Origin of the sequence: Enterobacter cloacae complex sp. FDA-CDC-AR_0132 (assembly GCF_003010695.1) — a bacterium.
Classification (GTDB): Bacteria; Pseudomonadota; Gammaproteobacteria; order Enterobacterales; family Enterobacteriaceae; genus Enterobacter; species Enterobacter ludwigii.
In genome coordinates this window covers 4,658,355-4,681,940 of record NZ_CP027618.1, presented here as the reverse complement: position 1 = coordinate 4,681,940, position 23,586 = coordinate 4,658,355, and the positions used below count along the sequence as shown (strand labels likewise).

The following is a 23,586-nucleotide window of genomic DNA, read 5'->3' as shown; positions in this document are numbered from 1 at the left end:
CAGCGATGATCCTTGATGCAGGGTTTGCCTCGTTGCCATTACAGCAGGCCATAAAAGCCGCAGGGTTTCGAACGCTTGCCTGTAGCGGTAAAGCCCAGGATGCAGGGATGAAATATGCCGATGCGACCTGGGCGCAAAATTACGCTGACAGCGAGGCGGTACTGGCCATTGCCCGCCAGGAAAAAATCACGGCGCTGTCGCCTGGTGTGACGGATGTTTCTTATCTTTCTGGCTGCCGCGTGGCGCAGGCGCTGGGCCTTCCCGGCTATGACTCTCCCGAGGTAAGCGATCTCCTTTTCCTCAAGGACCGCTTCAGGAAATGGGCCAGCGAGAAGGGATATCCTATTCCAAAAGCTGCCAGTAACGTGCAGGAGGCGCGTACGATGCCTTTCCCGCTACTGGTAAAACCTGTCGACGCATACAGTGGAAAAGGGATCTCATTGATTCATCAGCCAGATGAGCTTGATGAGGCGGTCAACGTCGCGCGTGCTGCGTCAGCGGGCGGACATTGTGTCATTGAAACGTTCTGCCAGGGGGCGCTGTATAGTCACTCGGCGTTTATTCGTGGGGGGGAAATCACTTGCGAATTTTTTGTCGATGAATATTGCACAGTCTATCCGTGGCAAGTGAACAGCAGCTGTCTGAGTGTCAATCTGACCGAGTCGATGCGTGATCAAATCAGTGAATGTATGCAGGCCATTGTCAGCGACTTAGGCCTTGTCGATGGACTCTTACATACTCAACTTATTGCTGACGAACGGCAATTTTGGCTGATTGAAGTGACACGCCGCTGTCCGGGCGATCTCTATTCGAAATTGATTGAGCTTTCCACGGGCGTCGATTATTGCCGTGAATTTGTTGCGCCTTTCATCGGACAGACAAGTCACCTGGCGCACCGGCGTCCCGCACGTCGGCGCAATATTGCCCGTCATACGGTCTCTTCAACTCATCGAAGCCTTTTCTTCGGGTTTAACTGTGCGCCTCTGCCAGCCAACATCCTTCAGGCGATACCGCTTAAACAACCCGGCGATGAAATCGGCCCTGCGCCAGGGGATCGGGCAGGGTTAATTTTTGCTGAGTTTACCGATCTTGACGCCATGGCAAGCCACACGCCTCAGCTTAAAAACTATTTTTCTTTTTCTTCTTTGTAAGGACCGGACTATGAACAGGCCTCTATCTCTTGGGTTTATTGGCGGAGGGATCAATTCAGCAATTGGTCTGACGCACAAAATTGCCAGTCAAATGGACGGCCATTTCGAGTTGGTGACGGGATGTTTTAGCCGCGATAAAACGCTTAGCAAACAGACGGGGCTGGCATGGGGACTAAAGGATGAAGCCATTTATACGAATGCGGCGACCCTGCTGGAAGAGCAGCACGCACAAATGGATGCCGTTGTCATCCTGACGCCGACCCCGGCCCATCGTGAAATTATTCTGGCCTGTCTTGAATACGGTCTTCCGGTTATCAGTGAAAAAGCCATGGTCGCCAGTGTGACGGATGCGCGCGATATCGCCCAGCGCGTGGCAGACATCAATGGACAACTCTACGTCACCTATAACTATACCGGCTATCCGATGGTACGCGAATTGCGTGAACGGTTACGTCGCGGTGAACTGGGGAGCATTCAGCATGTCATGGTGGAAATGCCTCAGGAAGGATTTATTCGCAGCCGGGAAGATGGCAGTGTGGCTCAGCCTCAGGAATGGCGTCGCGTTGATGGTGACATCCCGACCGTTTCCCTCGACCTTGGGGTCCATGTGCATCAACTGGTGGAGTTTCTGACGGATAAACGTGCCGAGGATGTCTATGCGATTAACAGCACGTTTGCGCGCGTCCCGAATGTTGTCGATACGGTGAATCTGGTTTCCCGTTACGACGACGATATGGTGTGTAATTACTGGTACGGCAAAGCGGCGCTGGGTTACCGAAATGGTTTGCGGATACGAATTTATGGTTCTGAAGGCAGCGCAGAATGGTTGCAAATGGAGCCTGAGTATCTCCATCTTGCTGATGTACATGGGAATATTCGCTTGATCGACCGAACAGCCGGAGACAATACGGTGGCCAACCAGCCCCGCTATTGCCGCTTCAAAGCAGGGCACCCTGCCGGATTCATTGAGGCATTTGCAAACTATTACGCCGATATTGCCGCCAGTTTACGTGGTGAACCTACGGGATACAGCCTCAGTTGCGATACGGCCGTCCGTGGGCTGGAATTTCTCGAAAAAGCGCAGCAGAGCGCACTGACGTCTGCCAAAGTCGAATTATTACGTTAATAACGGTTGTGCTGAGGACTATATGACATTACTGGAACAGTTACAGGGTTACGATAACGCCTTTTTTGAGAGCATCAACTCAATGCAAGCCAATGGGCTCCCGATTGTGCTTTATGGGGCAGGCTGTCTGGGGCAGATGACGGCAGAATTTATGTTCCGGGAAAACATGCCGCTCCATAAAGTCGCACTTAACAGAAAATATATTACAGAAGGGATGAGCTTCCACGGTCTCCCGGTTGTGGCAATCGAAGATCTCCTTGAACAACCCGGTGAATCCAACTGTATCGTGGCGTTGCAGTATGTTAGTGACGCGATGCAGGCAGAACTTCGGCAGGGGGGCGCCAATGTGCTTGTATTTGATCCTGCTTTTATCGGCGTCAGCACAACTCTCTGGTATACCCCGTCATTTTGTGATGAACATAAGGACCTTCTTGAACATCTGTACGCGAGCCTGGAAGACGATCGTTCGCGGGAAACGCTGGTCGCATTTCTTAAACAGCGTTTAACTGCTACCCGTGGCTATTACCAGGCGGTATACGAACCGGTACATTATTTCCCGTCAGATATTGTCCGCCTGCAGGATAACGAAGTGTTTATTGATTGCGGGGCCTACAATGGCGATAGCATTGGGGCGTTTATGCAAGAAGTGGCCCGTCAGCAGGTCGCGCAGCCAGAAAGCGTTATCGGCTTTGAGCCTGATGCCAGTAATTATGCTCAACTTTGTGAAAATACGCGCCAGTGGCCATTTTGTCAGCCAGTGCAAAAGGGCGTATGGGATGAAAACACCGTTCTCTCTTTTCAGTCGGGAAATGCACTCTCTTCACGCCTGATGGAACAAAGCACGAACACGGTGACCATTGAACTGGATAGCATTGATAATATCCTGCAGGGGCGCAAAGCCACCTTTATAAAAATGGATGTCGAAGGCGCTGAACTAAAAGCCTTGCAGGGCGCTGCAAGCACGATTCAGGACTGGAAACCTTTACTGGCAATAAGTCTTTACCATAAGCCGGAAGATCTCCTGACAATTCCTCAATATATTGCCTCTCTCAGTGCTGATTATGTGTTTTATCTGCGCGGACATCACCCTGAACTGGCCTTCGAACTGGTTTTATATGCTGTGCCTAAGTCACGGTATATAAAGAAATAGGCAAATAACCCCCCATTTTACCCACTATTCATCCAATTGAACGCCCTGCAGAATCGGATAATCATGCCGATAACTCAACTAACGCAGGGCTGTTTATCGTGAATTCACTCTATACCGCTGAAGGTGTAATGGATAAACACTCGCTGTGGCAGCGTTATGTCCCACTGGTGCGTCACGAAGCATTGCGCCTCCAGGTGCGTTTGCCGGCGAGCGTGGAACTTGACGATCTGCTACAGGCGGGCGGTATCGGGTTATTGAATGCAGTTGACCGATACGACGCTCTGCAAGGAACGGCATTTACGACTTACGCAGTTCAGCGTATTCGTGGTGCGATGCTGGATGAGCTGCGCAGCCGCGACTGGGTGCCGCGCAGTGTTCGCCGCAACGCGCGCGAAGTGGCGCATGCGATGGGGCAGCTGGAACAGGAACTGGGACGTAACGCTACGGAAACAGAAGTGGCGGAACGTCTTGGCATTGCTGTTGAAGAGTATCGTCAGATGTTGCTCGATACCAATAATAGCCAACTCTTCTCTTATGACGAGTGGCGAGAAGAGCATGGCGATAGCATCGAGCTGGTGACGGATGAGCATCAGCAAGAAAACCCGTTACACCATTTAATGGAAGGTAATTTACGCCAGCGCGTAATGGAAGCGATTGAGGCTTTACCTGAGCGCGAACAGCTGGTGTTGACCCTCTATTATCAGGAAGAGCTTAATCTCAAAGAGATTGGCGCTGTTCTGGAAGTGGGGGAGTCTCGGGTGAGCCAGTTGCACAGCCAGGCCATTAAACGTTTACGCACAAAGCTGGGTAAGTTATAGGTGATTGATTCACCTGAAAAATGCCGCACAACGTATTGACAACCAGGAGTTATCATGACGGTGCAGCAATCTAAAAGACGGCCTTTAAGCCGCTACCTGAAAGACTTTAAACACAGCCAGACGCATTGCGCCCACTGTAACAAGTTACTCGATCGTATCACGCTGGTTCGTCGAGGCGAAATCGTTAATAAGATCGCGATTTCACGCCTCGACACGTTGATGGATGAAGCAGCATGGCTCGAAGAACAAAAAGAGTGGGTGGCGCTTTGCCGTTTCTGCGGTGATCTCCACTGCAAAGAGCAAAGCGACTTCTTCGACATTATCGGCTTCAAACAATTCCTGTTTGAACAAACGGAGATGAGCCACGGAACCGTACGCGAATATGTCGTCCGCCTGCGCCGTCTCGGACAACATCTCACCGTGAACAACATCTCCCGCGATCTGTTGAAGACCGGCTATCTGGATGAGAATCTTGAGCCGTGGCTGCCTGCGACCAGCACCAACAACTACCGCATTGCGCTGCGCAAGTATGCACAATATAAGGTACAAATGCCGGGTGTCATAAAGCAGAAAGCCCACGCTGGAACAACTTCTGATATATATTAAAAAAGAATAAGATGTAGCGCAGTCGCCTTTGACCTTGCAGGTGATTTCTCTACACTACTCAAAAATTCCACTATATCGGGGTATTTATGAAATTAGCACTTCTGGGTCGTCAGGCGCTGATGGGTGTAATGGCAGTCGCGCTGGTCGCGGGTATGAGCGTGAAAACGTTCGCCGCAGAAAATCTGCTGAATAAAGTGAAAGAGCGCGGTACGCTGCTGGTCGGGCTGGAAGGAACCTATCCTCCATTCAGCTTCCAGGGCGATGACGGTAAACTCACCGGTTTTGAAGTGGAATTTGCACAGGAACTGGCGAAACACCTTGGCGTGAAAGCCTCCATCAAACCGACCAAATGGGACGGTATGCTGGCATCGCTGGATTCCAAACGTATTGATGTGGTGATTAACCAGGTGACCATTTCTGACGAGCGTAAGAAGAAGTATGACTTCTCCACGCCGTACACCGTGTCCGGTATCCAGGCGCTGGTGAAGAAAGGTAACGAAGGCACCATCAAAACGGCCGCTGACCTGAAAGGCAAAAAAGTCGGTGTCGGTCTGGGGACCAACTATGAAGAGTGGCTGCGCCAGAACGTTCAGGGTGTGGATATCCGCACTTACGATGATGACCCGACAAAATACCAGGATCTCCGCGTAGGTCGTATTGATGCGATTCTGGTTGACCGTCTGGCCGCGCTGGATCTGGTGAAGAAAACCAACAATACCCTGGCGGTAGCCGGTGATGCGTTCTCTCGTCAGGAATCCGGTGTAGCCGTTCGTAAAGGCAACGACGACCTGGTTAAAGCGATTGACTCCGCGATTGCTGACATGCAAAAAGACGGCAGCCTGAAAGCCCTTTCAGAGAAGTGGTTCGGGGCAGACGTCACGAAATAAGTCTTTGACGTTAAAAAAAGGCGCTTTTAAAAGCGCCTTTTTTATTTCTTACGCGTCTGCGTGCATAATGAAAAATATCACATTGAGTCAGTGTTACCGGAGAACCCATGTCACTACAGAATTTAACGCGCTTTCCCCGCCTGGAGTTTATCGGCGCGCCGACTCCGCTGGAGTATCTGCCGCGATTTTCTGACTATTTAGGACGCGATATTTTTATTAAGCGCGATGACGTTACGCCGATGGCGATGGGGGGCAATAAGCTGCGTAAGCTGGAGTTTCTGGCCGCTGACGCCCTGCGTGAAGGCGCGGATACGCTCATTACCGCAGGTGCCATTCAGTCTAACCATGTCCGCCAGACCGCCGCGGTGGCCGCAAAGCTGGGTCTCCACTGTGTGGCATTGCTGGAAAACCCAATTGGAACGCACGCAGAAAACTATCTGACTAACGGCAACCGTCTGCTGCTGGATCTGTTTAACGTACAAGTCGAAATGGTCGAGGCATTAACCGACCCGACCGCACAACTTGATGAACTGGCGACGCGTCTGGAAGCGCAGGGTTTTCGTCCCTACGTTATTCCTGTCGGCGGCTCGAATGCGCTGGGCGCGCTGGGGTATGTGGAAAGTGCGCTGGAGATTGCCCAGCAATGCGAGGGAGCGGTCAGCCTCTCTTCTGTCGTTGTTGCTTCCGGCAGTGCAGGTACCCACGCAGGGCTGGCGGTAGGTCTGGAGCAATTATTACCCGATGTCGAGCTTATTGGCGTGACGGTATCGCGTAGCGTCGCGGACCAGAAGCCGAAAGTGGTCACCTTACAGCAGGCGGTGGCAGAGCAACTGGCGTTGAAGGCAACGGCTGATATCCAGCTCTGGGACGACTATTTTGCACCAGGCTACGGCACGCCTAATGAAGAGGGGATGGACGCGGTGAAATTGCTGGCGCGCCTCGAGGGTATACTGCTTGATCCCGTGTATACGGGCAAAGCGATGGCCGGTCTTATCGATGGCATTGAACAGAAGCGCTTTAAGGATGAAGGGCCGATTTTGTTTGTTCACACCGGCGGGGCACCTGCGCTGTTTGCCTACCATCCTCATGTCTAAAATCAGGTCGAAAAATAATAATGCAAGAAAGTATTCAACTGGTTATTGATTCCCTGCCGTACCTGCTTAAAGGTGCGGTATTTACGTTACAGCTCAGTATTGGCGGGATGTTCTTCGGTCTGGTACTCGGGTTTGTGCTGGCCTTAATGCGTATGTCACCCGTCTTACCAGTACGCTGGGTGGCGCGTTTTTATATCTCTGTGTTTCGCGGCACGCCGCTTATCGCGCAGCTCTTTATGATCTACTACGGTTTACCGCAGTTTGGTATTGAGCTGGATCCGATCCCCGCGGCGATGATTGGTTTGTCGCTCAATACGGCGGCATACACCTCTGAAACGCTGCGTGCGGCAATCTCGTCCATTGATAAAGGGCAGTGGGAAGCGGCGGCCAGTATCGGTATGACGCCCTGGCAAACGCTGCGCAGAGCCATTCTGCCTCAGGCGGCGCGTGTGGCGCTTCCGCCGCTCAGCAACAGCTTTATCAGCCTGGTGAAAGACACGTCGCTGGCGGCCACCATTCAGGTACCGGAACTGTTCCGTCAGGCGCAGCTTATTACCTCGCGCACCCTGGAAGTGTTCACCATGTATCTGGCGGCCTCGCTGATTTACTGGGTAATGGCGACGGTGTTATCCGCCTTGCAAAACTATTTCGAAAACCAGCTTAACCGCCAGGAGCGTGATCCAAAATGAGTGCTATCGACCTTAAAAACCTGGTGAAAAAATTCCACGGTCAAACGGTGCTCCACGGGATTGATCTGGAGGTTGAGCAGGGCGAAGTGGTCGCTATTATCGGCCCGAGTGGTTCCGGGAAAACAACGCTGCTGCGCAGCATCAACCTGCTTGAACAGCCTGAAGAAGGCACGATTCGGGTGGGGAATATTACGATTGATACCGGCAAATCCATCAGCCAGCAAAAAGGTCTGATTCGCCAGTTGCGCCAGCATGTGGGCTTTGTTTTCCAGAACTTCAATCTCTTCCCACACCGGACGGTGCTGGAGAACATCATTGAAGGCCCGGTCATTGTAAAAGGGGAAGCCAAAGAGGACGCGACGGTTCGCGCGCGCGAGTTGCTCGCAAAAGTCGGGCTGGCCGGTAAAGAAACCAGCTACCCGCGCCGCCTGTCAGGTGGTCAGCAGCAGCGTGTGGCGATTGCCCGCGCGCTGGCGATGCGCCCGGATGTGATCCTCTTTGATGAACCGACCTCTGCGCTCGACCCTGAGCTGGTGGGCGAGGTGCTGAACACCATACGCCAGCTGGCACAGGAGAAACGCACAATGGTTATCGTTACCCACGAGATGAGCTTCGCTCGTGACGTGGCGGACCGCGCCATTTTCATGGATCAGGGAAGGATCGTGGAGCAGGGGCCGGCAAAACACTTATTTGCCAACCCACAGCAGCCGCGAACCCGTCAGTTCCTTGAAAAATTCCTTATGCAGTAGAATTTTTGCACTAATTTGCTCCAGAAAATTCATCTGGGGCAAATTATTCTCCCCCTGCGCACGACACCGTGTTTTTTTATTCCGCTCAGGCCCAATAAACCTTATCAAACGTAAAGTTAATTGTGCTGTTGCCGATATTTTGTAGTTAGAAATAAGTTTTATGTGTTAGGTTATATTCACCATAATAATGAATATCATTTCAGAGGCTTCATTTAGTAAGTATGAAGGATTCAGACTTTTTCACCTGGCGACGGGAATGCTCCCTCCGGTTTCAGAAATTGACCTGTGCCGACGAGGTATATCAGGAACTTCAGCGACAAACTCAGGCGCTAGAATTCGATTATTACGCACTCTGCGTACGCCATCCCGTGCCTTTTACGCGGCCTAAGATTTCTGTGCATACCACTTATCCGCCACAGTGGCAGGCGCAATATCAGTCGAAGAATTATTTCGCCATTGACCCGGTGTTAAAACCGGAGAATTTCATCCAGGGGCATTTGCCCTGGACTGACGAATTATTCGCGGATGCTGAGGAATTATGGCATAGCGCACGGGAGCACGGCTTACGTACAGGAATAACGCAGTGTCTGATGCTGCCGAATCATGCTCTCGGTTTTCTGTCGGTTTCTCGTACTAGCATGCTGGAGAGCCCGTTAGACCACGAGGAAATAGAGCTGCGGTTACAACTGCTGGTGCAAGTGGCCTTAACATCGTTGATTCGATTTGAAGATGAGATGGTGATGCCGCCTGAGATGAAATTCAGCAAACGTGAACGGGAAATTCTTAAATGGACCGCGGAAGGGAAGACCTCGGCGGAAATTGCGATCATTCTCTCCATCTCAGAGAATACGGTTAACTTTCATCAGAAGAATATGCAGAAGAAATTCAATGCGCCTAACAAGACGCAGATCGCGTGTTACGCGGCGGCGACCGGGCTTATTTGAGTAGAGAGTACGTTCTGCGTGTCAGACGAGGCAACGGCTGAATGCACCGCATCCAGCCGTTTTTTATTACTGGCGGTAGGCTTGTTTAATTTGCTTAACGGTGTTGGCAAATACCGCGGATTCAGCCTGGTCTTCCATCTGCGCGATTTGTTTTTCCATTTTAATGATCACACGACCGGCGTCAGCCTGGCCCATCGCCTGTAGCATCAGCGTTAGCAGCGATTTCAGGCAGTTTACTTCCTGTGCCAGTTCCTGGTTATTCTCCGCAGTGGCAAATTCAGGTGTGCTCATTTATTTTCCTCATTATAAAACGGCGCTCGTGCGCGACGATGAAAGTCAAGGCGGCGGAGTATACCACAAGGCGCAGCAAAAAATGCAGCGGTTGTTTTTCGTACTTTTACACTGGATGTTTATTTGCGTAAACAACGCGTGCCGCTAAACTGTGCGGCGTTAATAGCGACGAATTGTTTATACCCGGTTCGCTTGCCGTTAATTATTGTTACAAAAATTTAAGAACTGTTTTTTTACGGACTCAGGCGACAGGTTTTTTGTAACTTTTTGAATACAGATGCTTAAAAAAAGCTGCACAAGCCCTGGTGGCGCGGGCTCTCTTTCCACGTTCTGTACAGCCTAATTTCCAAAAACGAGAGCGAAATCGAATAGCCGATTTTTTAACGTTTTAATCTTGTGAGGAAAACCGTTAATATAAACCAAATTATCACTCAGTAGCGTTATCCCTATTCTGGAGACATTTCCTTTGATCAACGTCCTTCTTGTTGATGACCACGAACTGGTGCGCGCAGGGATACGACGCATTCTTGAAGATATAAAAGGTATTAAAGTTGCTGGTGAGGCTTGTTGCGGCGAAGATGCCGTAAAATGGTGCCGCACTAATTCGGCCGATGTGGTGTTGATGGATATGAACATGCCCGGTATCGGTGGTCTTGAAGCAACCCGCAAAATCGCGCGTACCTTTGTTGATACAAAAGTCATCATGCTGACCGTGCATACTGAAAACCCGCTGCCCGCGAAAGTGATGCAGGCGGGCGCTGCCGGTTACCTGAGTAAAGGTGCCGCGCCCCAGGAAGTTGTCAATGCTATCCGTTCCGTGTTTGCCGGACAGCGTTACATTGCTTCCGACATTGCTCAGCAGATGGCCCTGAGTCAGATCGAACCCGAGAAAACGGAATCGCCGTTTGCCAGTTTGTCCGAGCGTGAATTGCAGATTATGCTGATGATCACCAAAGGTCAGAAGGTAAATGAGATCTCGGAACAGCTGAATCTTAGCCCGAAAACGGTGAACAGCTATCGTTATCGCATGTTCAGCAAACTGAACATTCATGGTGATGTTGAACTGACTCATCTGGCCATCCGGCATGGTTTATGTAATGCGGAGACGTTGTTAAGTCAGTGAGTGATGTGTTCGATTCAAAAGCATTTCTGAAAACCGTAACCAGCCAGCCTGGCGTTTATCGTATGTATGACGCTGGCGGTACGGTTATCTACGTGGGGAAAGCGAAAGATCTCAAAAAGCGCCTCTCCAGCTATTTTCGCAGTAACCTTGCCTCCCGCAAGACCGAAGCACTGGTCGCACTCATACAGAATATTGATGTTACCGTCACGCATACCGAGACGGAGGCGCTGCTGCTTGAGCATAACTATATTAAGCTCTATCAGCCGCGCTACAACGTGCTGTTACGCGATGATAAATCCTATCCGTTCATCTTCCTGAGTGGCGATACGCACCCCCGGCTTGCTATGCACCGCGGTGCAAAACATGCCAAGGGTGAATATTTCGGCCCGTTTCCCAACGGCTATGCCGTACGTGAGACGCTGGCGCTGCTGCAAAAAATCTTCCCTGTTCGCCAGTGTGAAAACAGTGTCTATCGCAATCGCTCGCGCCCGTGTCTGCAGTACCAGATTGGCCGCTGTCTGGGGCCATGCGTTGCCGGGCTGGTGAGTGAAGACGAGTATGCGCAGCAGGTCGAGTATGTGCGCCTGTTTTTAGCCGGGAAAGACGATCAGGTATTAACGCAGCTGATCGCCCGGATGGAGAAAGCCAGTGCAGCGCTGGAGTTCGAAGAGGCCGCGCGGATCCGCGACCAAATCCAGGCGGTGCGCAGAGTCACTGAGAAACAGTTTGTCTCGAACACCGGTGACGATCTCGACGTGATCGGCGTTGCCTTTGACGCCGGCATGGCCTGCGTGCATGTGCTGTTTATTCGTCAGGGTAAAGTGCTCGGGAGCCGCAGCTATTTCCCGAAAGTGCCGGGGGGGACGGAGCTGGGTGAGGTGGTTGAAACCTTCGTCGGCCAGTTCTATCTGCAGGGGAGTCAGATGCGCACGCTGCCATCGGAGATCCTGCTTGATTTCAATCTCGACGATAAAACGCTTTTGGCGGATTCGCTGTCAGAACTGGCTGGTCGTCGGGTTAACGTGCAGACCAAACCGCGCGGTGACCGCGCGCGTTACCTGAAGCTTGCCCGGACCAATGCGGCGACGGCGCTTACTACAAAACTGTCCCAGCAATCGACGGTCCACCAGCGTTTAACGGCACTGGCTACGCTCCTGAAGCTGCCGGAGGTTAAACGGATGGAGTGTTTCGACATCAGCCACACGATGGGCGAGCAGACCGTGGCCTCCTGCGTGGTGTTTGATGCTAACGGCCCGCTGCGCGCGGAATATCGTCGCTATAACATCACCGGGATCACGCCGGGCGATGACTATGCCGCCATGAACCAGGTGCTGCGCCGTCGCTACGGTAAAGCCATCGAAGAGAGCAAAATCCCGGATGTGATACTGATTGACGGCGGGAAAGGGCAGCTCGGGCAGGCGAAAGCGGTCTTTGACTCACTTGATGTGAGCTGGGATAAAAACCATCCGTTGCTGCTGGGTGTGGCAAAAGGGGCCGATCGTAAAGCCGGTCTGGAGACGCTCTTCTTTGAGCCGGAAGGGGAGGGCTTCAGCCTGCCGCCGGATTCTCCGGCACTGCATGTTATCCAGCATATCCGCGATGAGTCACACGATCACGCCATCAGCGGGCACCGGAAAAAACGGGCGAAGGTAAAAAACACCAGTACGCTTGAGACCATCGAAGGCGTCGGGCCAAAACGCAGACAGATGTTGCTTAAATATATGGGCGGATTGCAAGGATTACTCAATGCCAGCATGGAGGAAATTGCAAAAGTGCCGGGTATTTCGCAAGCGCTGGCAGAAAAGATCTACTACTCGTTGAAACATTGAGGGCTCTGTAGCAACATAGAGCTAAATTTTACTGACAACAAACAGTTACCGTCATTATGCAATTTAATATCCCTACGTTGCTCACTCTTTTTCGCGTTGTGCTTATCCCGTTCTTTGTACTGGCGTTTTACCTGCCAGTCGTCTGGGCCCCTTTTGCCTGTGCACTGATTTTCCTGGTGGCTGCGGTTACGGACTGGTTTGACGGTTATCTGGCACGCCGCTGGAACCAAAGCACCCGCTTCGGTGCCTTCCTCGACCCGGTCGCCGATAAGGTCATGGTCGCTATCGCGATGGTGCTGGTGGCTGAGCACTACCACACGTGGTGGGTAACGCTGCCTGCAGCAACCATGATTGGTCGTGAGATCATCATCTCTGCGCTGCGTGAGTGGATGGCGGAGCTGGGTAAGCGCAGCAGCGTCGCGGTGTCGTGGATTGGTAAAGTGAAAACCACCGCGCAGATGGCCTCGCTGGTCTGGATGCTCTGGCGTCCAAACGCCTGGGTTGAGTGGGCTGGGATTGGGCTGCTGTGGGTTGCTGCGGTACTGACGCTGTGGTCTATGCTGCAATATTTAAACGCTGCCCGCGGCGATTTGCTTGATCAGTGATCGTTTCGACGTAATTTTCAGCAAACGATCCGGGGATGCAAAAAATAACGTTGACTCATACCGTCATATCAGTAGAATGCAACGCATCGAACGGCGGCACAGCTAGCCGGACGATAATGAAATCAAGTGGTTAGAAGTTAACTTGATGACATGCGGGAATAGCTCAGTTGGTAGAGCACGACCTTGCCAAGGTCGGGGTCGCGAGTTCGAGTCTCGTTTCCCGCTCCAGATTAAAGACATGCGCAATAGCGGGTGTCGCGTAAAAAAGTTTTACGGCGCGTTAGCAAAGCGGTTATGTAGCGGATTGCAAATCCGTCTAGTCCGGTTCGACTCCGGAACGCGCCTCCACTTTATTCCCTGGCCGGATGGTGGAATCGGTAGACACAAGGGATTTAAAATCCCTCGGCGTTCGCGCTGTGTGGGTTCAAGTCCCACTCCGGCTACCATGGGAAAAAGCAGAATAATCAAAGCAATAAGCAGTGTCGTGAAACCACCGAAAGGTGGTTTTTTTGTGCCTGTTTTTCGCCGTATACCCTAGTTTCGCCTTTCAACTTCGCCACAATAAGAGGGCAATCATGCCCAACAATGGCCATTACCGATAGGGTCTGTCGGCGTCGGCCGTCAGCTGCGAAATCACGGTCTTAAATACTGATGGCACTGTCTCTCTGCGTCACCCGGCCCAGAAGGGTCCTCTAAACCGGGTAACGCAGTCGCACTACCAGGCGGTATGGTACAGCTCGCTAATATCTGCCAGGCTCGCTTCCCGTGGGTTGCCGGCAGTACAGACATCATCATATGCCGCCTGGGCCAGCATCGGGATATCTTCTGTTTGTACTCCAGCCTCACGCAGATGGAGCGGGATGCCCACATCGTGATTAAGCCTGAAGACGGCATCCACGGCAGCATTGCGCGCGTCCACAAGGCTCAGCCCTTCAACCTTCACGCCCATCGCCCGTGCAATGTCGCGGAATTTATCGCCGGTAAAGTCAGCGTTGTAACGCATGATATGAGGCAGCAAAATGGCATTCGCCACGCCGTGCGGTGTATCATAAAAAGCACCCAGCGGGTGCGCCATACCGTGAACCAGCCCCAGGCCAACGTTGGAAAAGCCCATGCCGGCAACATACTGGCCCAGCGCCATCGCCTCGACGGCATCTCGATCGCCCTTGACTGAATCGCGCAGCGCGCCGGCAATAATCTCTATTGCCTTGATGTGTAGCGCATCGGTCAAGGCCCATGCGCCCCGGGTAATATACCCTTCAATCGCATGGGTCAGCGCATCAACGCCGGTTGCTGCTTTCAGCACTGGTGGCATACCGTCCATCATATCTGCATCGATAAAAGCGACCTGCGGAATGTCATGCGGATCGACGCAAACAAATTTACGCCGCTTCTCTTCATCAGTGATCACGTAGTTAATGGTCACTTCAGCCGCTGTTCCGGCTGTAGTGGGAATGGCCAGAACGGGTACGCTGGGGTTACGGGTTGGGGACAGGCCTTCAAGGCTACGAACATCCTTAAACGCCGGGTTATTGCTGATAATACCGATTGCCTTACAGGTATCCTGAGGCGAGCCGCCCCCGATAGCGATAAGGTAATCTGCGCCGCTGTTCTGAAAAACACCCAGCCCTTCCTGTACTATTCCGATTGTCGGGTTAGGAAGCACGCCGAAGTATATTTCCCAGGCCAACCCCGCTTCGTCCAGCTTATCGGTGACCTTCGCCACCACGCCACACTGTATCAGCGTCCTGTCGGTGACAATCAGCGCTTTTTGATAGCCGCGACGCTTTACCTCATCGCAAAGCATCCCTGTCGCGCCCCGGCCAAACCAGGCCGTTTCGTTCAAAATCATTCTTTTCGCCATGGCATTTCTCCTGTTTGCTATGCGATGTCATTCTTCAATGCGCAGTCCGTAGGTTTTGAATTTTTCCAGCACAATGGCGATAGCATCGTCATCCAGTACCGGGACCGGATCCGTTATTGCCAGCGTGCAAAGGTACAGTTGTGCCAGTACTTCAACTTCATGCGCCAGCCACAGGGCTTTTTCCAGATTTGCTTCACAGGCAATTAAGCCGTGGTGCTGTAACAGGGTTGCTTTGCGGTTCCTGAGGGCAAAGGCGACATAGTCGGACAGTTCGCGTGTCCCAAATGTGGCATATGGCGCGCAGGGTATGGAATTACCGCCTGCGGCGGCAATCATGTAATGAATGGCCGGGATAGGGCGGTTAAGAATAGACACGGCGGTACAGTGCACCGCATGGTTATGCACCACCGCCTGCGCATCCGGACGCGTCTGGTAGGCGGCCATATGGAAACGCCACTCGCTCGAAGGCAGTTTGCCCTGTTCATGCTGACCGTCGGCATCAATATAAACGATGTGTGACTCCGTCAGTTTTTCATAGGAGATACCCGTTGGCGTTATCAATATCCCGTCCTGATAGCGCACGCTGACGTTGCCAGCCGTGCCCTGATTTAGCCCCAGGCGGGTCATTTCCAGGCAGGTATCAATAATCTGCCGCGCCAGTCTATTTCGTTCCATTTGTTACCTCTCTTGATGATCTAAAGCACCAGCAGAACAAGCCTGTTGTCCTGATGAATTAACCGTATATTTGCGCACCATCTTTATAGGGAATAACGCTAAAAGAATTACGGTGGTTTCACTTTGTGATCGCCGTCAATTAATAGTCGGGAATTGATCCTTATTCGATTAATTCATTTCGGTAAAAGTGACCGATTCAGAAGATTTTTATTCAAACAGTCGTTTTGATGATTTTTACCGTGAAAATGCCCGTTTCCGGAGTAATGCATTAAATCGGTCACTGGGGTTGTGGTTTTTCATGTTTATTTTCCCCGGCGAGGGGTGTTTTTATTAAATTTAAAGTGATAACGGTCACATAAAGATATCGCGTTGCCGTTAAATGTGATTGTCATCATATTCGCCCCCCTTTTTTACATGAAAATGCATTCACGAGATCATTCCGATCGCCAGATTCGCGCCAGTAAGAGTAAAGCACCTTTTTATTTTTACCGTCTGGCAAGAAAGGAAAGTCACATTCTGACGCTTCTGACTAATGAGGGTGTTATGGGAAATACAACAATACCAACGCAGAGTTTTCGTGCGGTCAATGCCGGGCAAGCCCAGCGTTACATTATTCCTTTCGCGTTACTCTGTTCACTGTTTTTTCTTTGGGCAGTCGCTAATAACCTGAATGACATTTTACTCCCCCAGTTTCAGCAAGCCTTTACCCTGACAAACTTCCAGGCTGGCCTGATACAATCTGCGTTCTATTTCGGCTACTTTGTCATTCCAGTTCCTGCCGGAATACTGATGAAAAAACTCAGCTATAAGGCAGGTATTATTACCGGGTTGTTTTTATATGCCATTGGTGCTGCATTATTCTGGCCTGCGGCTGAGTTAATGAATTATACATTGTTTCTTGTCGGTCTTTTTATTATAGCGGCGGGGTTAGGTTGCCTTGAAACTGCTGCTAACCCCTTTGTGACAGTGCTGGGGCCAGAGAGTGGTGGTCATTTCCGTCTTAATCTGGCGCAAACTTTTAATTCTTTTGGCGCTATTATTGCCGTTGTGTTTGGACAAAGCCTAATTTTGTCTAACGTGCCGCATCACTCTCAGTCGGTACTCGATAAAATGACGCCAGAACAGCTAAGCATTTATAAGCATAGCCTGGTGTTATCCGTACAAACGCCTTATATGATTATCGTGGCAATTGTATTGTTGGTCGCCCTGCTGATTATGTTGACCAAATTTCCGGTCCTTCAGAGCGATAATCACGGCGACGGCACACAAAGCACATTTTCTGCCTCTCTTTCCCGTCTGGTCCGGATTCGCCACTGGCGCTGGGCGGTGCTGGCGCAATTCTGCTATGTCGGCGCGCAAACTGCCTGCTGGAGTTATCTGATCCGGTACGCTATTGAAGAGATCCCCGGTATGACGCCAGGTTTCGCCGCCAACTACCTGACCGGCACCATGGTGTGCTTCTTCATCGGTCGTTTTACCGGTACATGGCTAATCAGCCGCTTCGCACCGCATAAAGTACTGGCCGCTTATGCCCTGCTTGCCATGGTGCTATGCCTGGTCTCCGCCGTATTCGGCGGCCATTTCGGTCTACTGGCGCTAACGCTGTGCAGTGCATTTATGTCTATTCAGTACCCAACCATTTTCTCCCTCGGGATTAAGAACCTGGGTCAGGACACCAAATACGGCTCGTCATTCATCGTCATGACCATTATCGGCGGCGGGATTGTGACGCCGGTCATGGGCTTTGTCAGCGATGCTGCAGGCAATATCCCAACAGCAGAACTGGTTCCGGCAGTGTGTTTTGCCGTCATCTTCATCTTTGCCCGTTTCCGTTCGCAAGCGGCAACGAATTAAACCTGTATCCGAAAACGTGAGGGATCTGTCATGAAAAAAATCAGCTTACCGAAAATAGGTATCCGTCCGGTGATTGATGGTCGTCGTATGGGGGTTCGTGAGTCTCTGGAGGAGCAAACCCTGAATATGGCCAACGCCACCGCCGCGCTGCTCACTGAAAAGCTTCGTCACCCCAACGGCGAGCAAATTGAATGCGTCATTGCTGACGGTTGCATTGCGGGGATGGCCGAATCTGCCGCCTGTGAAGAAAAATTCAGCAGCCAGAACGTCGGCGTGACCATCACCGTGACGCCGTGCTGGTGCTACGGGAGCGAAACGATCGATATGGACCCCATGCGTCCGAAAGCCATCTGGGGTTTTAACGGGACTGAACGTCCGGGTGCCGTTTATCTGGCCGCCGCGCTGGCTGCACACAGCCAGAAAGGGATTCCGGCATTCTCTATTTATGGTCATGATGTCCAGGACGCCGACGACACCTCGATTCCCGAAGATGTTGAGGAAAAACTGCTGCGCTTTGCGCGTGCCGGTTTAGCCGTCGCCAGTATGAAAGGGAAAAGCTATCTCTCCATTGGGGGTGTGTCGATGGGGATTGCCGGTTCCATCGTCGACCCTAACTTCTTCGAATCCTGGCTGGGGATGAAGGTACAGGCAGTTGATATGACTGAACTGCGCCGCCGCATTGATCAGAAAATCTTCGATGAAACCGAACTGGAAATGGCGCTGGCCTGGGCGGACAAAAACTTCCGCTACGGCGAAGACCAGAACGCGCAGCAGTATAAGCGTAACGAAGCGCAGAACCGCGAGGTGCTGAAAGAGAGCCTGCTGATGGCGATGTGTATCCGCGACATGATGCAGGGCAACCCAGCACTGGCGGAAAAAGGGCGGGTGGAAGAATCGCTGGGCTACAACGCCATTGCGGCAGGCTTCCAGGGCCAGCGTCACTGGACCGATCAATACCCGAACGGCGATACCGCCGAAGCGTTGCTTAACAGTTCCTTTGACTGGAATGGCGTGCGTGAACCCTTTGTCGTCGCGACCGAAAATGACAGCCTCAACGGCGTGGCGATGCTAATGGGCCATCAGTTGACCGGCACAGCACAGGTGTTCGCCGACGTGCGCACCTACTGGTCTCCAGAAGCGGTAGCGCGCGTGACCGGTCAACCGCTCAGCGGTCTGGCTGAGAAGGGTATTATCCACCTGATCAACTCCGGCTCTGCGGCTCTCGATGGCTCATGCAAACAGCGCGGCAGCGATGGCAATCCAACGATGAAGCCATTCTGGGACATTAGCCAGCAGGAGGTTGATGCCTGCCTGGCGGCCACCGAATGGTGTCCGGCGATACATGAATATTTCCGCGGCGGCGGTTTCTCTTCTCGCTTCCTGACCGAAGGTGGCGTGCCGTTCACCATGACCCGCGTGAATATCATCAAAGGTCTTGGCCCGGTTCTGCAGATTGCAGAAGGCTGGAGCGTGGAACTGCCGAAAGAGATGCACGATCAGCTTGACGCCCGTACCAACTCAACCTGGCCGACCACCTGGTTTGCACCACGTCTGACGGGTAAAGGTCCCTTTACCGACGTTTATTCCGTGATGGCGAACTGGGGGGCAAACCATGGCGTGCTGACCATCGGCCACGTCGGCGCTGATTTCATCACCCTGGCATCAATGCTGCGAATTCCGGTCTGCATGCATAACGTGGAAGAGTCGAAGGTCTATCGTCCTTCCGCCTGGGCTGCGCACGGCATGGATAGCGAAGGCCAGGATTACCGCGCCTGTCAAAACTATGGCCCGCTGTACAAACGTTGAGTAAACGTCTTTGCCCGGTAGCGTATGTTTACCGGGCCTGTAAAACACCGAATTACAGGCCGGATAAGCGACACGTTAGCCGCCGACGTTTCAGGAGTTGCTATGAAACAAGAGGTTATTCTGGTTCTCGACTGCGGAGCGACCAATATCCGGGCCATTGCCGTTGACCGGCAGGGCAAAATTATCGCCCGTGCCGCTACGGCAAATGCCAGCGACATCGCCATAGAAAATAGCGCCTGGCACCAGTGGTCTCTCGAGGCCATTATGCAACGCTTCGCGGACTGTTGCCGCTCGCTGAAGACGAGTCTGGCAAACTGTCGCGTTCGCGGCGTCACGGTGACCACCTTCGGCGTTGATGGCGCGCTGGTCGATGAGCACGGCAGGCTGCTCTACCCAATCATCAGCTGGAAATGCCCACGCACCACCGAAGTGATGAAAAATATTGACCGCTTGCTGTCACCTCAGCGGCTTCAGGACATTTCCGGCGTGGGGGCATTTGGCTTCAATACGCTGTATAAGCTGGTGTGGCTAAAAGAAAATCACCCGCAGCTGTTGGAACAGGCACACGCCTGGCTGTTTATCTCGTCGCTGATTAACCACCGTCTGACCGGCGAATTCACCACCGACGTTACTATGGCAGGGACCAGCCAGATGCTGGATATTCAACAGCGCGATTTCAGCCATGAAATTTTGCAGGCGGCGGGTTTGCCGCGTCGGCTCTTCCCACGTCTGGTGGAAGCCGGTGAGCTCGTCGGTAATTTACAGTCTGATGCTGCCCAATGGCTTGACCTACCCGCCGGTATCCCGGTGATTTCCGCCGGACACGATACCCAATTTGCGCTGTTTGGTGCAGGTGCCGCGCCGGATGAACCCGTCCTTTCCTCGGGAACATGGGAGATCCTGATGGTGCGCAGTGCACAGGTCAACACGCCGCTGCTCAGTCGCTACGTCGGCTCTACCTGCGAACTGGACAGCCAGCCAGGGCTGTATAACCCTGGCATGCAGTGGCTGGCATCGGGCGTACTTGAATGGGTACGTAAACTGCTTTGGACCGAAGAGACGCCCTGGCAAACGCTGATTGAGACAGCCCGCCGCATACCCATGGGGTCCGAAGGGGTGAAAATGCACTGTGATCTCCTCGGCTGTCAGCATGCAGGCTGGGAGGGCGTCACACTCAACACCACACGCGGTCATTTTTATCGCGCTGCGCTGGAGGGCCTAACCGGGCAGCTGGCGCAGAATCTGCGCACGCTGGAAAAGATTGGTCACTTCAACGCGACTGAACTGCTGCTGGTCGGCGGTGGCAGCCGTAACATGCTGTGGAACCAGATCAAAGCCAATATGCTCGGCATCCCCATCAAGGTACTTGATGATGCAGAAACCACTGTCGCGGGGGCAGCCCTGTTTGGCTGGTACGGGGTCGGAGAATTTACGAGCCCGGAACACGCCAGAGCGCAGATGCATTATCAGTACCGCTACTTCTTTCCGGAAACCGAATCTGCACCGATCGAGGGAGTTTGAGATGTTAAAAACGATTTCACCGTTAATATCACCTGAACTACTGAAAGTCCTGGCCGAAATGGGCCACGGCGATGAGATTATTTTTTCTGATGCCCATTTCCCCGCCCACAGTATGGGACCGCAGGTTATACGCGCCGATGGGCTAAAGGTCAGCGAATTGCTGCATGCGATTATCCCGCTGTTTGAGCTCGACAGCTACGCGCCGCCACTGGTGATGATGGCTGCAGTTGAGGGTGACTCCCTCGATCCCCGTGTTGAGGCTCTCTATCGCGATGCGCTTTCACGTCAGGCACCCTGTCCGGCAATTACCCGCATTGACCGCTATGCGTTTTATGCACGTGCCAAAAAATCCTTTGCGATCGTTGTCACAGGGGAGTGTGCTAAATACGGGAATATTCTTTTAAAAAAGGGGGTAACGCCGTAATCTCATGCCGGTGCGCCCGCCAGCGCGGGCGTGTATCGAATGATGGGTGAGAAAAAATGAAAGAGGCACGTCAGCAAACGATAATCGACCTGTTGATTCAGCATCATAGTCTGACGACGGACGTTTTATCCACCCAGCTTAACGTCAGTAAAGAAACCATTCGCCGCGATCTCAGCGAACTGCAGGCGCAGGGAAAAGTGCTGCGCAACCACGGTCGGGCAAAATATATTCACCGGGAAAACCAGGACAGCGGTGATCCTTTTCATATTCGCCTTAAGAGCCACTTCACGCATAAAGCGGATATCGCCAGAGAAGCGCTGGAGTGGATTGAAGCCGGGATGGTCATTGCCCTGGATGCCAGCTCAACCTGCTGGTACCTTGCGCGTCAACTGCCTGACATCGATATTCAGGTCTTTACTAACAGTCACCCCATCTGCCTGGAACTGGGCAAACGTGAACAGATTCAACTTATTAGCTCCGGCGGTAAACTCGAGCGTAAGTATGGCTGCTACGTTAACCCCTCGTTGATTTCACAACTCAAACTGCTGGACATCGACCTGTTTATCTTCTCCTGCGAAGGGATAGACAGTCATGGAGGGTTGTGGGATTCCAACAGGGTCAACGCTGGCTTCAAATCGCTGCTACTCAAGCGCGCTTCTCAGTCTTTATTGTTGATAGATAAGAGTAAGTTTAATCGTTCAGGGGAGGCCCGAATTGGGCATCTGGATGAGGTAACACATATTGTGTCTGACACACAACTGAATGAGTCAGGGCTGAGACAATAAGCCATCTGACACATTATGACGCAATTAAGTCTATTAGGGATGTGTTTGTTCGCGATAGCGTTAACGTATTATTCATTCCGTATAAGGTTTTTAACGCGGGGGAGGGTAAACAAAAGATGTTAGCAGCACAAATAAGAAAGGGATTACCCTTAAACAAGGGCATCTACAAGAACAGCCATACATTCAGAATAATTATAAATATTTCTTAGCCGCATCCAGAATTTCCTGAGAAGTCAGCTCCCTGTCCGACGCCACATAAACCACTTCATGATCGCCGGTCAGAGAAGGAAAACCTGCGGACATTATCTGCAGGTTTATCGCTTCACCATTCGGATATTCCTGCCGTATGGATGTAATACCCTTAAGCACGGTGACAACATTGCTCGGTTTACCATTGAAAAAGACGATGACTTTCTTCATATCTCACCTTGTTGGTCGTTATCTGCTTAAGCACCTTCTCTATGAAGGCGAGGGGAATCAGGACGGCGCGAAAATTTTTGTCTGGCTGTCAGGTCTGTCTGCGAATGTCATCGTCGATTTGCAGAAAATGCATTTAGCGCCATACGGATTTTTTTCAGACACATCAAAAATCGACGTTCTGTATTGGGAGCCATGACAACATGGGCATCTGAAGTGAATATTTAAGTTGATATCATTTACCTTTTTTAACATTAGCGGTATTTAATTTTCGAAAAAACGTTGCATTTGTACTTTCTTTGGTTTTTGCAATCATTCGGAAATAAAAGCAAGCAATCATCTTCGTGAACGTGTATGGTGACAGTCGTTTAAATCAGGAGATGCCTATGTCAGGACGTAAAAATACACAATTCCGTCGCAATTACTTAGTAAAATGTCCATGTCCAAACTGTTCAAAAGACTCTGAGCATAGTTTCAGCCGTGTACAAAAAGGGGCTCAACTTGTCTGCCCACACTGCAGCACTCTTTTCAAAACCGCTCAAAAATTCTAAAAATGCATTTGCCAGATGATGAATTTGCGTCTTTACAGACGATCTCATTTGGCAAAGCAACATTGAAGAAGTGATGCTTTTGGAGGTTGCCTGACCTCTTACGCACTTTGATATTTTACAAGCAGCTCGCTTCTGCTTTAAGACTCTTCGTGCAGCAGACCTGCACTTCATCACATCGGTCAGCACACTCTTTCTACGAGAAAAATATGCTGACCTGTTGCTCAGAAAAAGCCTTCTAATCCAGGACCCGTCTACTCAGGAAAAATCCATCATCGTGATCGCGGGTCCGTGATAACTTTATCTATCGCAAAGTATTACGCTTGCAGCAGCAGGGCCTTTTTCGCCACTCTGGATAGCAAATTCGACTTTCTGGCCTTCAAAGAGAGTTTTAAAATCATCACCCTGCAGAGCAGAAAAGTGCACAAACACATCTTTGCTACCATCGACAGGAGAGATAAAACCGAAACCTTTATCTTCGTTAAACCACTTAACCAAACCTATAATTCTTGAAGACATGCAGACTCCTTGTGAGTATTTGAAATGCTAAGAAACGTATAATATTAAACGTATGGACTCAAAAGGAGGGGATATCAGCGATAGCGCCTGGTTATGAGGACTGCCGGGTAA

At 51.7% G+C, this 23,586-nt stretch carries 26 protein-coding genes and 3 tRNA genes; 22 read left to right on the top strand and 7 right to left on the bottom strand.

The window, feature by feature from the left end; all coding sequences use genetic code 11:
- Positions 1-5: 5 nt before the first annotated feature.
- From AM379_RS22765 to sdiA, 10 genes are all read left to right on the top strand, one after another.
- Positions 6-1,151, top strand: a complete 1,146-nt coding sequence (locus AM379_RS22765) for an ATP-grasp domain-containing protein (RefSeq protein ID WP_230682138.1) — start codon at positions 6-8, stop codon at positions 1,149-1,151.
- 10 nt (positions 1,152-1,161) lie between these two features.
- A complete protein-coding gene (locus AM379_RS22760; RefSeq protein WP_050595746.1) occupies positions 1,162-2,277 on the top strand; it encodes a Gfo/Idh/MocA family oxidoreductase in 1,116 nt (371 codons plus the stop codon).
- 22 nt (positions 2,278-2,299) lie between these two features.
- The gene (locus AM379_RS22755) at positions 2,300-3,427 is read left to right on the top strand and encodes an FkbM family methyltransferase (RefSeq protein ID WP_106504293.1); all 1,128 of its coding nucleotides are present in this window, start codon (positions 2,300-2,302) and stop codon (positions 3,425-3,427) included.
- A gap of 98 nt (positions 3,428-3,525) precedes the next feature.
- Positions 3,526-4,245: an RNA polymerase sigma factor FliA gene (locus AM379_RS22750; RefSeq protein ID WP_014170714.1), complete on the top strand. Its 720-nt coding sequence runs from the start codon at positions 3,526-3,528 to the stop codon at positions 4,243-4,245.
- A gap of 54 nt (positions 4,246-4,299) precedes the next feature.
- A complete protein-coding gene (gene fliZ / locus AM379_RS22745; RefSeq protein WP_014170713.1) occupies positions 4,300-4,851 on the top strand; it encodes a flagella biosynthesis regulatory protein FliZ in 552 nt (183 codons plus the stop codon).
- A gap of 86 nt (positions 4,852-4,937) precedes the next feature.
- Positions 4,938-5,738, top strand: coding sequence for a cystine ABC transporter substrate-binding protein (gene tcyJ, locus AM379_RS22740; RefSeq protein WP_020883350.1), 801 nt, complete (start codon positions 4,938-4,940; stop codon positions 5,736-5,738).
- A 107-nt stretch (positions 5,739-5,845) separates the two neighbouring features.
- Positions 5,846-6,832, top strand: a complete 987-nt coding sequence (dcyD, locus tag AM379_RS22735) for a D-cysteine desulfhydrase (protein ID WP_020883351.1) — start codon at positions 5,846-5,848, stop codon at positions 6,830-6,832.
- A 20-nt stretch (positions 6,833-6,852) separates the two neighbouring features.
- Positions 6,853-7,521, top strand: a complete 669-nt coding sequence (gene tcyL / locus AM379_RS22730) for a cystine ABC transporter permease (RefSeq protein ID WP_014170710.1) — start codon at positions 6,853-6,855, stop codon at positions 7,519-7,521.
- Positions 7,518-8,270, top strand: a complete 753-nt coding sequence (gene tcyN, locus AM379_RS22725; protein WP_032678456.1) for an L-cystine ABC transporter ATP-binding protein TcyN — start codon at positions 7,518-7,520, stop codon at positions 8,268-8,270. Before tcyL ends, tcyN begins: the two co-directional genes overlap by 4 nt.
- A 221-nt stretch (positions 8,271-8,491) precedes the next feature.
- Positions 8,492-9,214, top strand: a complete 723-nt coding sequence (gene sdiA, locus AM379_RS22720; protein ID WP_014170708.1) for a transcriptional regulator SdiA — start codon at positions 8,492-8,494, stop codon at positions 9,212-9,214.
- Between the two features lie 66 nt (positions 9,215-9,280).
- Here the strand turns inward: sdiA and AM379_RS22715 are convergent, their stop codons facing one another.
- Both AM379_RS22715 and AM379_RS24705 read right to left on the bottom strand, forming a co-directional pair.
- Positions 9,281-9,505, bottom strand: a complete 225-nt coding sequence (locus AM379_RS22715) for a DUF2594 family protein (RefSeq protein WP_003859644.1) — start codon at positions 9,503-9,505, stop codon at positions 9,281-9,283.
- A complete protein-coding gene (locus AM379_RS24705; RefSeq protein ID WP_418251707.1) occupies positions 9,492-9,572 on the bottom strand; it encodes a hypothetical protein in 81 nt (26 codons plus the stop codon). The genes AM379_RS22715 and AM379_RS24705 overlap by 14 nt, the downstream gene beginning before the upstream one ends.
- Before the next feature lie 399 nt (positions 9,573-9,971).
- Here AM379_RS24705 and uvrY point away from each other — a divergent pair, with 399 nt between their 5' ends.
- From uvrY to AM379_RS22685, 6 genes are all read left to right on the top strand, one after another.
- Entirely contained in the window at positions 9,972-10,628 is a 657-nt protein-coding gene (gene uvrY / locus AM379_RS22710) for a UvrY/SirA/GacA family response regulator transcription factor (protein WP_013096026.1), read from the top strand.
- Positions 10,625-12,457: an excinuclease ABC subunit UvrC gene (gene uvrC, locus AM379_RS22705; RefSeq protein ID WP_014170707.1), complete on the top strand. Its 1,833-nt coding sequence runs from the start codon at positions 10,625-10,627 to the stop codon at positions 12,455-12,457. The genes uvrY and uvrC overlap by 4 nt, the downstream gene beginning before the upstream one ends.
- Before the next feature lie 56 nt (positions 12,458-12,513).
- A complete protein-coding gene (gene pgsA / locus AM379_RS22700; RefSeq protein ID WP_014170706.1) occupies positions 12,514-13,062 on the top strand; it encodes a CDP-diacylglycerol--glycerol-3-phosphate 3-phosphatidyltransferase in 549 nt (182 codons plus the stop codon).
- A gap of 152 nt (positions 13,063-13,214) precedes the next feature.
- Positions 13,215-13,290, top strand: a tRNA-Gly gene (locus AM379_RS22695).
- Positions 13,291-13,336: 46 nt separating this feature from the next.
- Positions 13,337-13,410: transfer RNA gene (locus AM379_RS22690), tRNA-Cys, on the top strand.
- 11 nt (positions 13,411-13,421) lie between these two features.
- Positions 13,422-13,508: transfer RNA gene (locus AM379_RS22685), tRNA-Leu, on the top strand.
- A gap of 269 nt (positions 13,509-13,777) precedes the next feature.
- On the opposite strand, the gene fucO is transcribed toward AM379_RS22685, so the two are convergent.
- Both fucO and fucA read right to left on the bottom strand, forming a co-directional pair.
- Positions 13,778-14,926, bottom strand: a complete 1,149-nt coding sequence (fucO, locus tag AM379_RS22680; protein ID WP_032678455.1) for a lactaldehyde reductase — start codon at positions 14,924-14,926, stop codon at positions 13,778-13,780.
- A gap of 27 nt (positions 14,927-14,953) precedes the next feature.
- On the bottom strand, positions 14,954-15,601 hold the full coding sequence (fucA, locus tag AM379_RS22675) for an L-fuculose-phosphate aldolase (protein WP_106504292.1): 648 nt from the start codon (positions 15,599-15,601) through the stop codon (positions 14,954-14,956).
- Positions 15,602-16,144: 543 nt separating this feature from the next.
- Here fucA and fucP point away from each other — a divergent pair.
- The 5 genes from fucP to fucR all read left to right on the top strand — a co-directional run bounded on the left by fucP (position 16,145) and on the right by fucR (position 21,991).
- A complete protein-coding gene (gene fucP / locus AM379_RS22670) occupies positions 16,145-17,455 on the top strand; it encodes an L-fucose:H+ symporter permease (protein WP_032678454.1) in 1,311 nt (436 codons plus the stop codon).
- Between the two features lie 30 nt (positions 17,456-17,485).
- Positions 17,486-19,261 (top strand): L-fucose isomerase, encoded by a 1,776-nt coding sequence (gene fucI / locus AM379_RS22665; RefSeq protein WP_032678453.1) that lies wholly within the window; start codon positions 17,486-17,488, stop codon positions 19,259-19,261.
- Between the two features lie 102 nt (positions 19,262-19,363).
- Positions 19,364-20,782, top strand: coding sequence for an L-fuculokinase (gene fucK, locus AM379_RS22660; RefSeq protein WP_106504291.1), 1,419 nt, complete (start codon positions 19,364-19,366; stop codon positions 20,780-20,782).
- A gap of 1 nt (position 20,783) precedes the next feature.
- Positions 20,784-21,206: an L-fucose mutarotase gene (fucU, locus tag AM379_RS22655; RefSeq protein WP_047955782.1), complete on the top strand. Its 423-nt coding sequence runs from the start codon at positions 20,784-20,786 to the stop codon at positions 21,204-21,206.
- A 56-nt stretch (positions 21,207-21,262) separates the two neighbouring features.
- Positions 21,263-21,991 (top strand): L-fucose operon activator, encoded by a 729-nt coding sequence (gene fucR / locus AM379_RS22650; protein WP_032678450.1) that lies wholly within the window; start codon positions 21,263-21,265, stop codon positions 21,989-21,991.
- A 192-nt stretch (positions 21,992-22,183) separates the two neighbouring features.
- Here the strand turns inward: fucR and AM379_RS22645 are convergent, their stop codons facing one another.
- Complete coding sequence (locus AM379_RS22645) at positions 22,184-22,411, bottom strand: hypothetical protein (protein WP_014170703.1); 228 nt, start codon at positions 22,409-22,411, stop codon at positions 22,184-22,186.
- Positions 22,412-22,468: 57 nt separating this feature from the next.
- Positions 22,469-22,663: a cold shock small protein YmcF gene (ymcF, locus tag AM379_RS24485; RefSeq protein ID WP_032669962.1), complete on the bottom strand. Its 195-nt coding sequence runs from the start codon at positions 22,661-22,663 to the stop codon at positions 22,469-22,471.
- Positions 22,664-22,788: 125 nt separating this feature from the next.
- Here ymcF and AM379_RS24270 point away from each other — a divergent pair, with 125 nt between their 5' ends.
- Positions 22,789-22,959, top strand: a complete 171-nt coding sequence (locus AM379_RS24270; protein ID WP_305961753.1) for a YnfU family zinc-binding protein — start codon at positions 22,789-22,791, stop codon at positions 22,957-22,959.
- A 297-nt stretch (positions 22,960-23,256) separates the two neighbouring features.
- Here the strand turns inward: AM379_RS24270 and AM379_RS22635 are convergent, their stop codons facing one another.
- The gene (locus tag AM379_RS22635) at positions 23,257-23,475 is read right to left on the bottom strand and encodes a cold shock domain-containing protein (RefSeq protein ID WP_014170702.1); all 219 of its coding nucleotides are present in this window, start codon (positions 23,473-23,475) and stop codon (positions 23,257-23,259) included.
- Positions 23,476-23,586: the final 111 nt, after the last annotated feature.

Bases quoted from the DNA above. Each gene is read 5' to 3' on its own strand.
- AM379_RS22645 (WP_014170703.1), bottom strand. From the start codon at position 22,411: ATGAAGAAAGTCATCGTCTTTTTCAATGGTAAACCGAGCAATGTTGTC.
- AM379_RS22760 (WP_050595746.1), top strand. From the start codon at position 1,162: ATGAACAGGCCTCTATCTCTTGGGTTTATTGGCGGAGGGATCAATTCA.
- fucU (WP_047955782.1), top strand. From the start codon at position 20,784: ATGTTAAAAACGATTTCACCGTTAATATCACCTGAACTACTGAAAGTC.
- AM379_RS22715 (WP_003859644.1), bottom strand. From the start codon at position 9,505: ATGAGCACACCTGAATTTGCCACTGCGGAGAATAACCAGGAACTGGCA.
- AM379_RS22765 (WP_230682138.1), top strand. From the start codon at position 6: ATGATCCTTGATGCAGGGTTTGCCTCGTTGCCATTACAGCAGGCCATA.
- tcyN (WP_032678456.1), top strand. From the start codon at position 7,518: ATGAGTGCTATCGACCTTAAAAACCTGGTGAAAAAATTCCACGGTCAA.
- fucI (WP_032678453.1), top strand. From the start codon at position 17,486: ATGAAAAAAATCAGCTTACCGAAAATAGGTATCCGTCCGGTGATTGAT.
- dcyD (WP_020883351.1), top strand. From the start codon at position 5,846: ATGTCACTACAGAATTTAACGCGCTTTCCCCGCCTGGAGTTTATCGGC.
- tcyJ (WP_020883350.1), top strand. From the start codon at position 4,938: ATGAAATTAGCACTTCTGGGTCGTCAGGCGCTGATGGGTGTAATGGCA.
- AM379_RS22635 (WP_014170702.1), bottom strand. From the start codon at position 23,475: ATGTCTTCAAGAATTATAGGTTTGGTTAAGTGGTTTAACGAAGATAAA.
- fucP (WP_032678454.1), top strand. From the start codon at position 16,145: ATGGGAAATACAACAATACCAACGCAGAGTTTTCGTGCGGTCAATGCC.
- tcyL (WP_014170710.1), top strand. From the start codon at position 6,853: ATGCAAGAAAGTATTCAACTGGTTATTGATTCCCTGCCGTACCTGCTT.
- sdiA (WP_014170708.1), top strand. From the start codon at position 8,492: ATGAAGGATTCAGACTTTTTCACCTGGCGACGGGAATGCTCCCTCCGG.
- pgsA (WP_014170706.1), top strand. From the start codon at position 12,514: ATGCAATTTAATATCCCTACGTTGCTCACTCTTTTTCGCGTTGTGCTT.
- AM379_RS22755 (WP_106504293.1), top strand. From the start codon at position 2,300: ATGACATTACTGGAACAGTTACAGGGTTACGATAACGCCTTTTTTGAG.
- fucR (WP_032678450.1), top strand. From the start codon at position 21,263: ATGAAAGAGGCACGTCAGCAAACGATAATCGACCTGTTGATTCAGCAT.
- fliZ (WP_014170713.1), top strand. From the start codon at position 4,300: ATGACGGTGCAGCAATCTAAAAGACGGCCTTTAAGCCGCTACCTGAAA.
- fucA (WP_106504292.1), bottom strand. From the start codon at position 15,601: ATGGAACGAAATAGACTGGCGCGGCAGATTATTGATACCTGCCTGGAA.
- fucK (WP_106504291.1), top strand. From the start codon at position 19,364: ATGAAACAAGAGGTTATTCTGGTTCTCGACTGCGGAGCGACCAATATC.
- ymcF (WP_032669962.1), bottom strand. From the start codon at position 22,663: ATGTTAAAAAAGGTAAATGATATCAACTTAAATATTCACTTCAGATGC.
- fucO (WP_032678455.1), bottom strand. From the start codon at position 14,926: ATGGCGAAAAGAATGATTTTGAACGAAACGGCCTGGTTTGGCCGGGGC.
- AM379_RS24270 (WP_305961753.1), top strand. From the start codon at position 22,789: ATGCCTATGTCAGGACGTAAAAATACACAATTCCGTCGCAATTACTTA.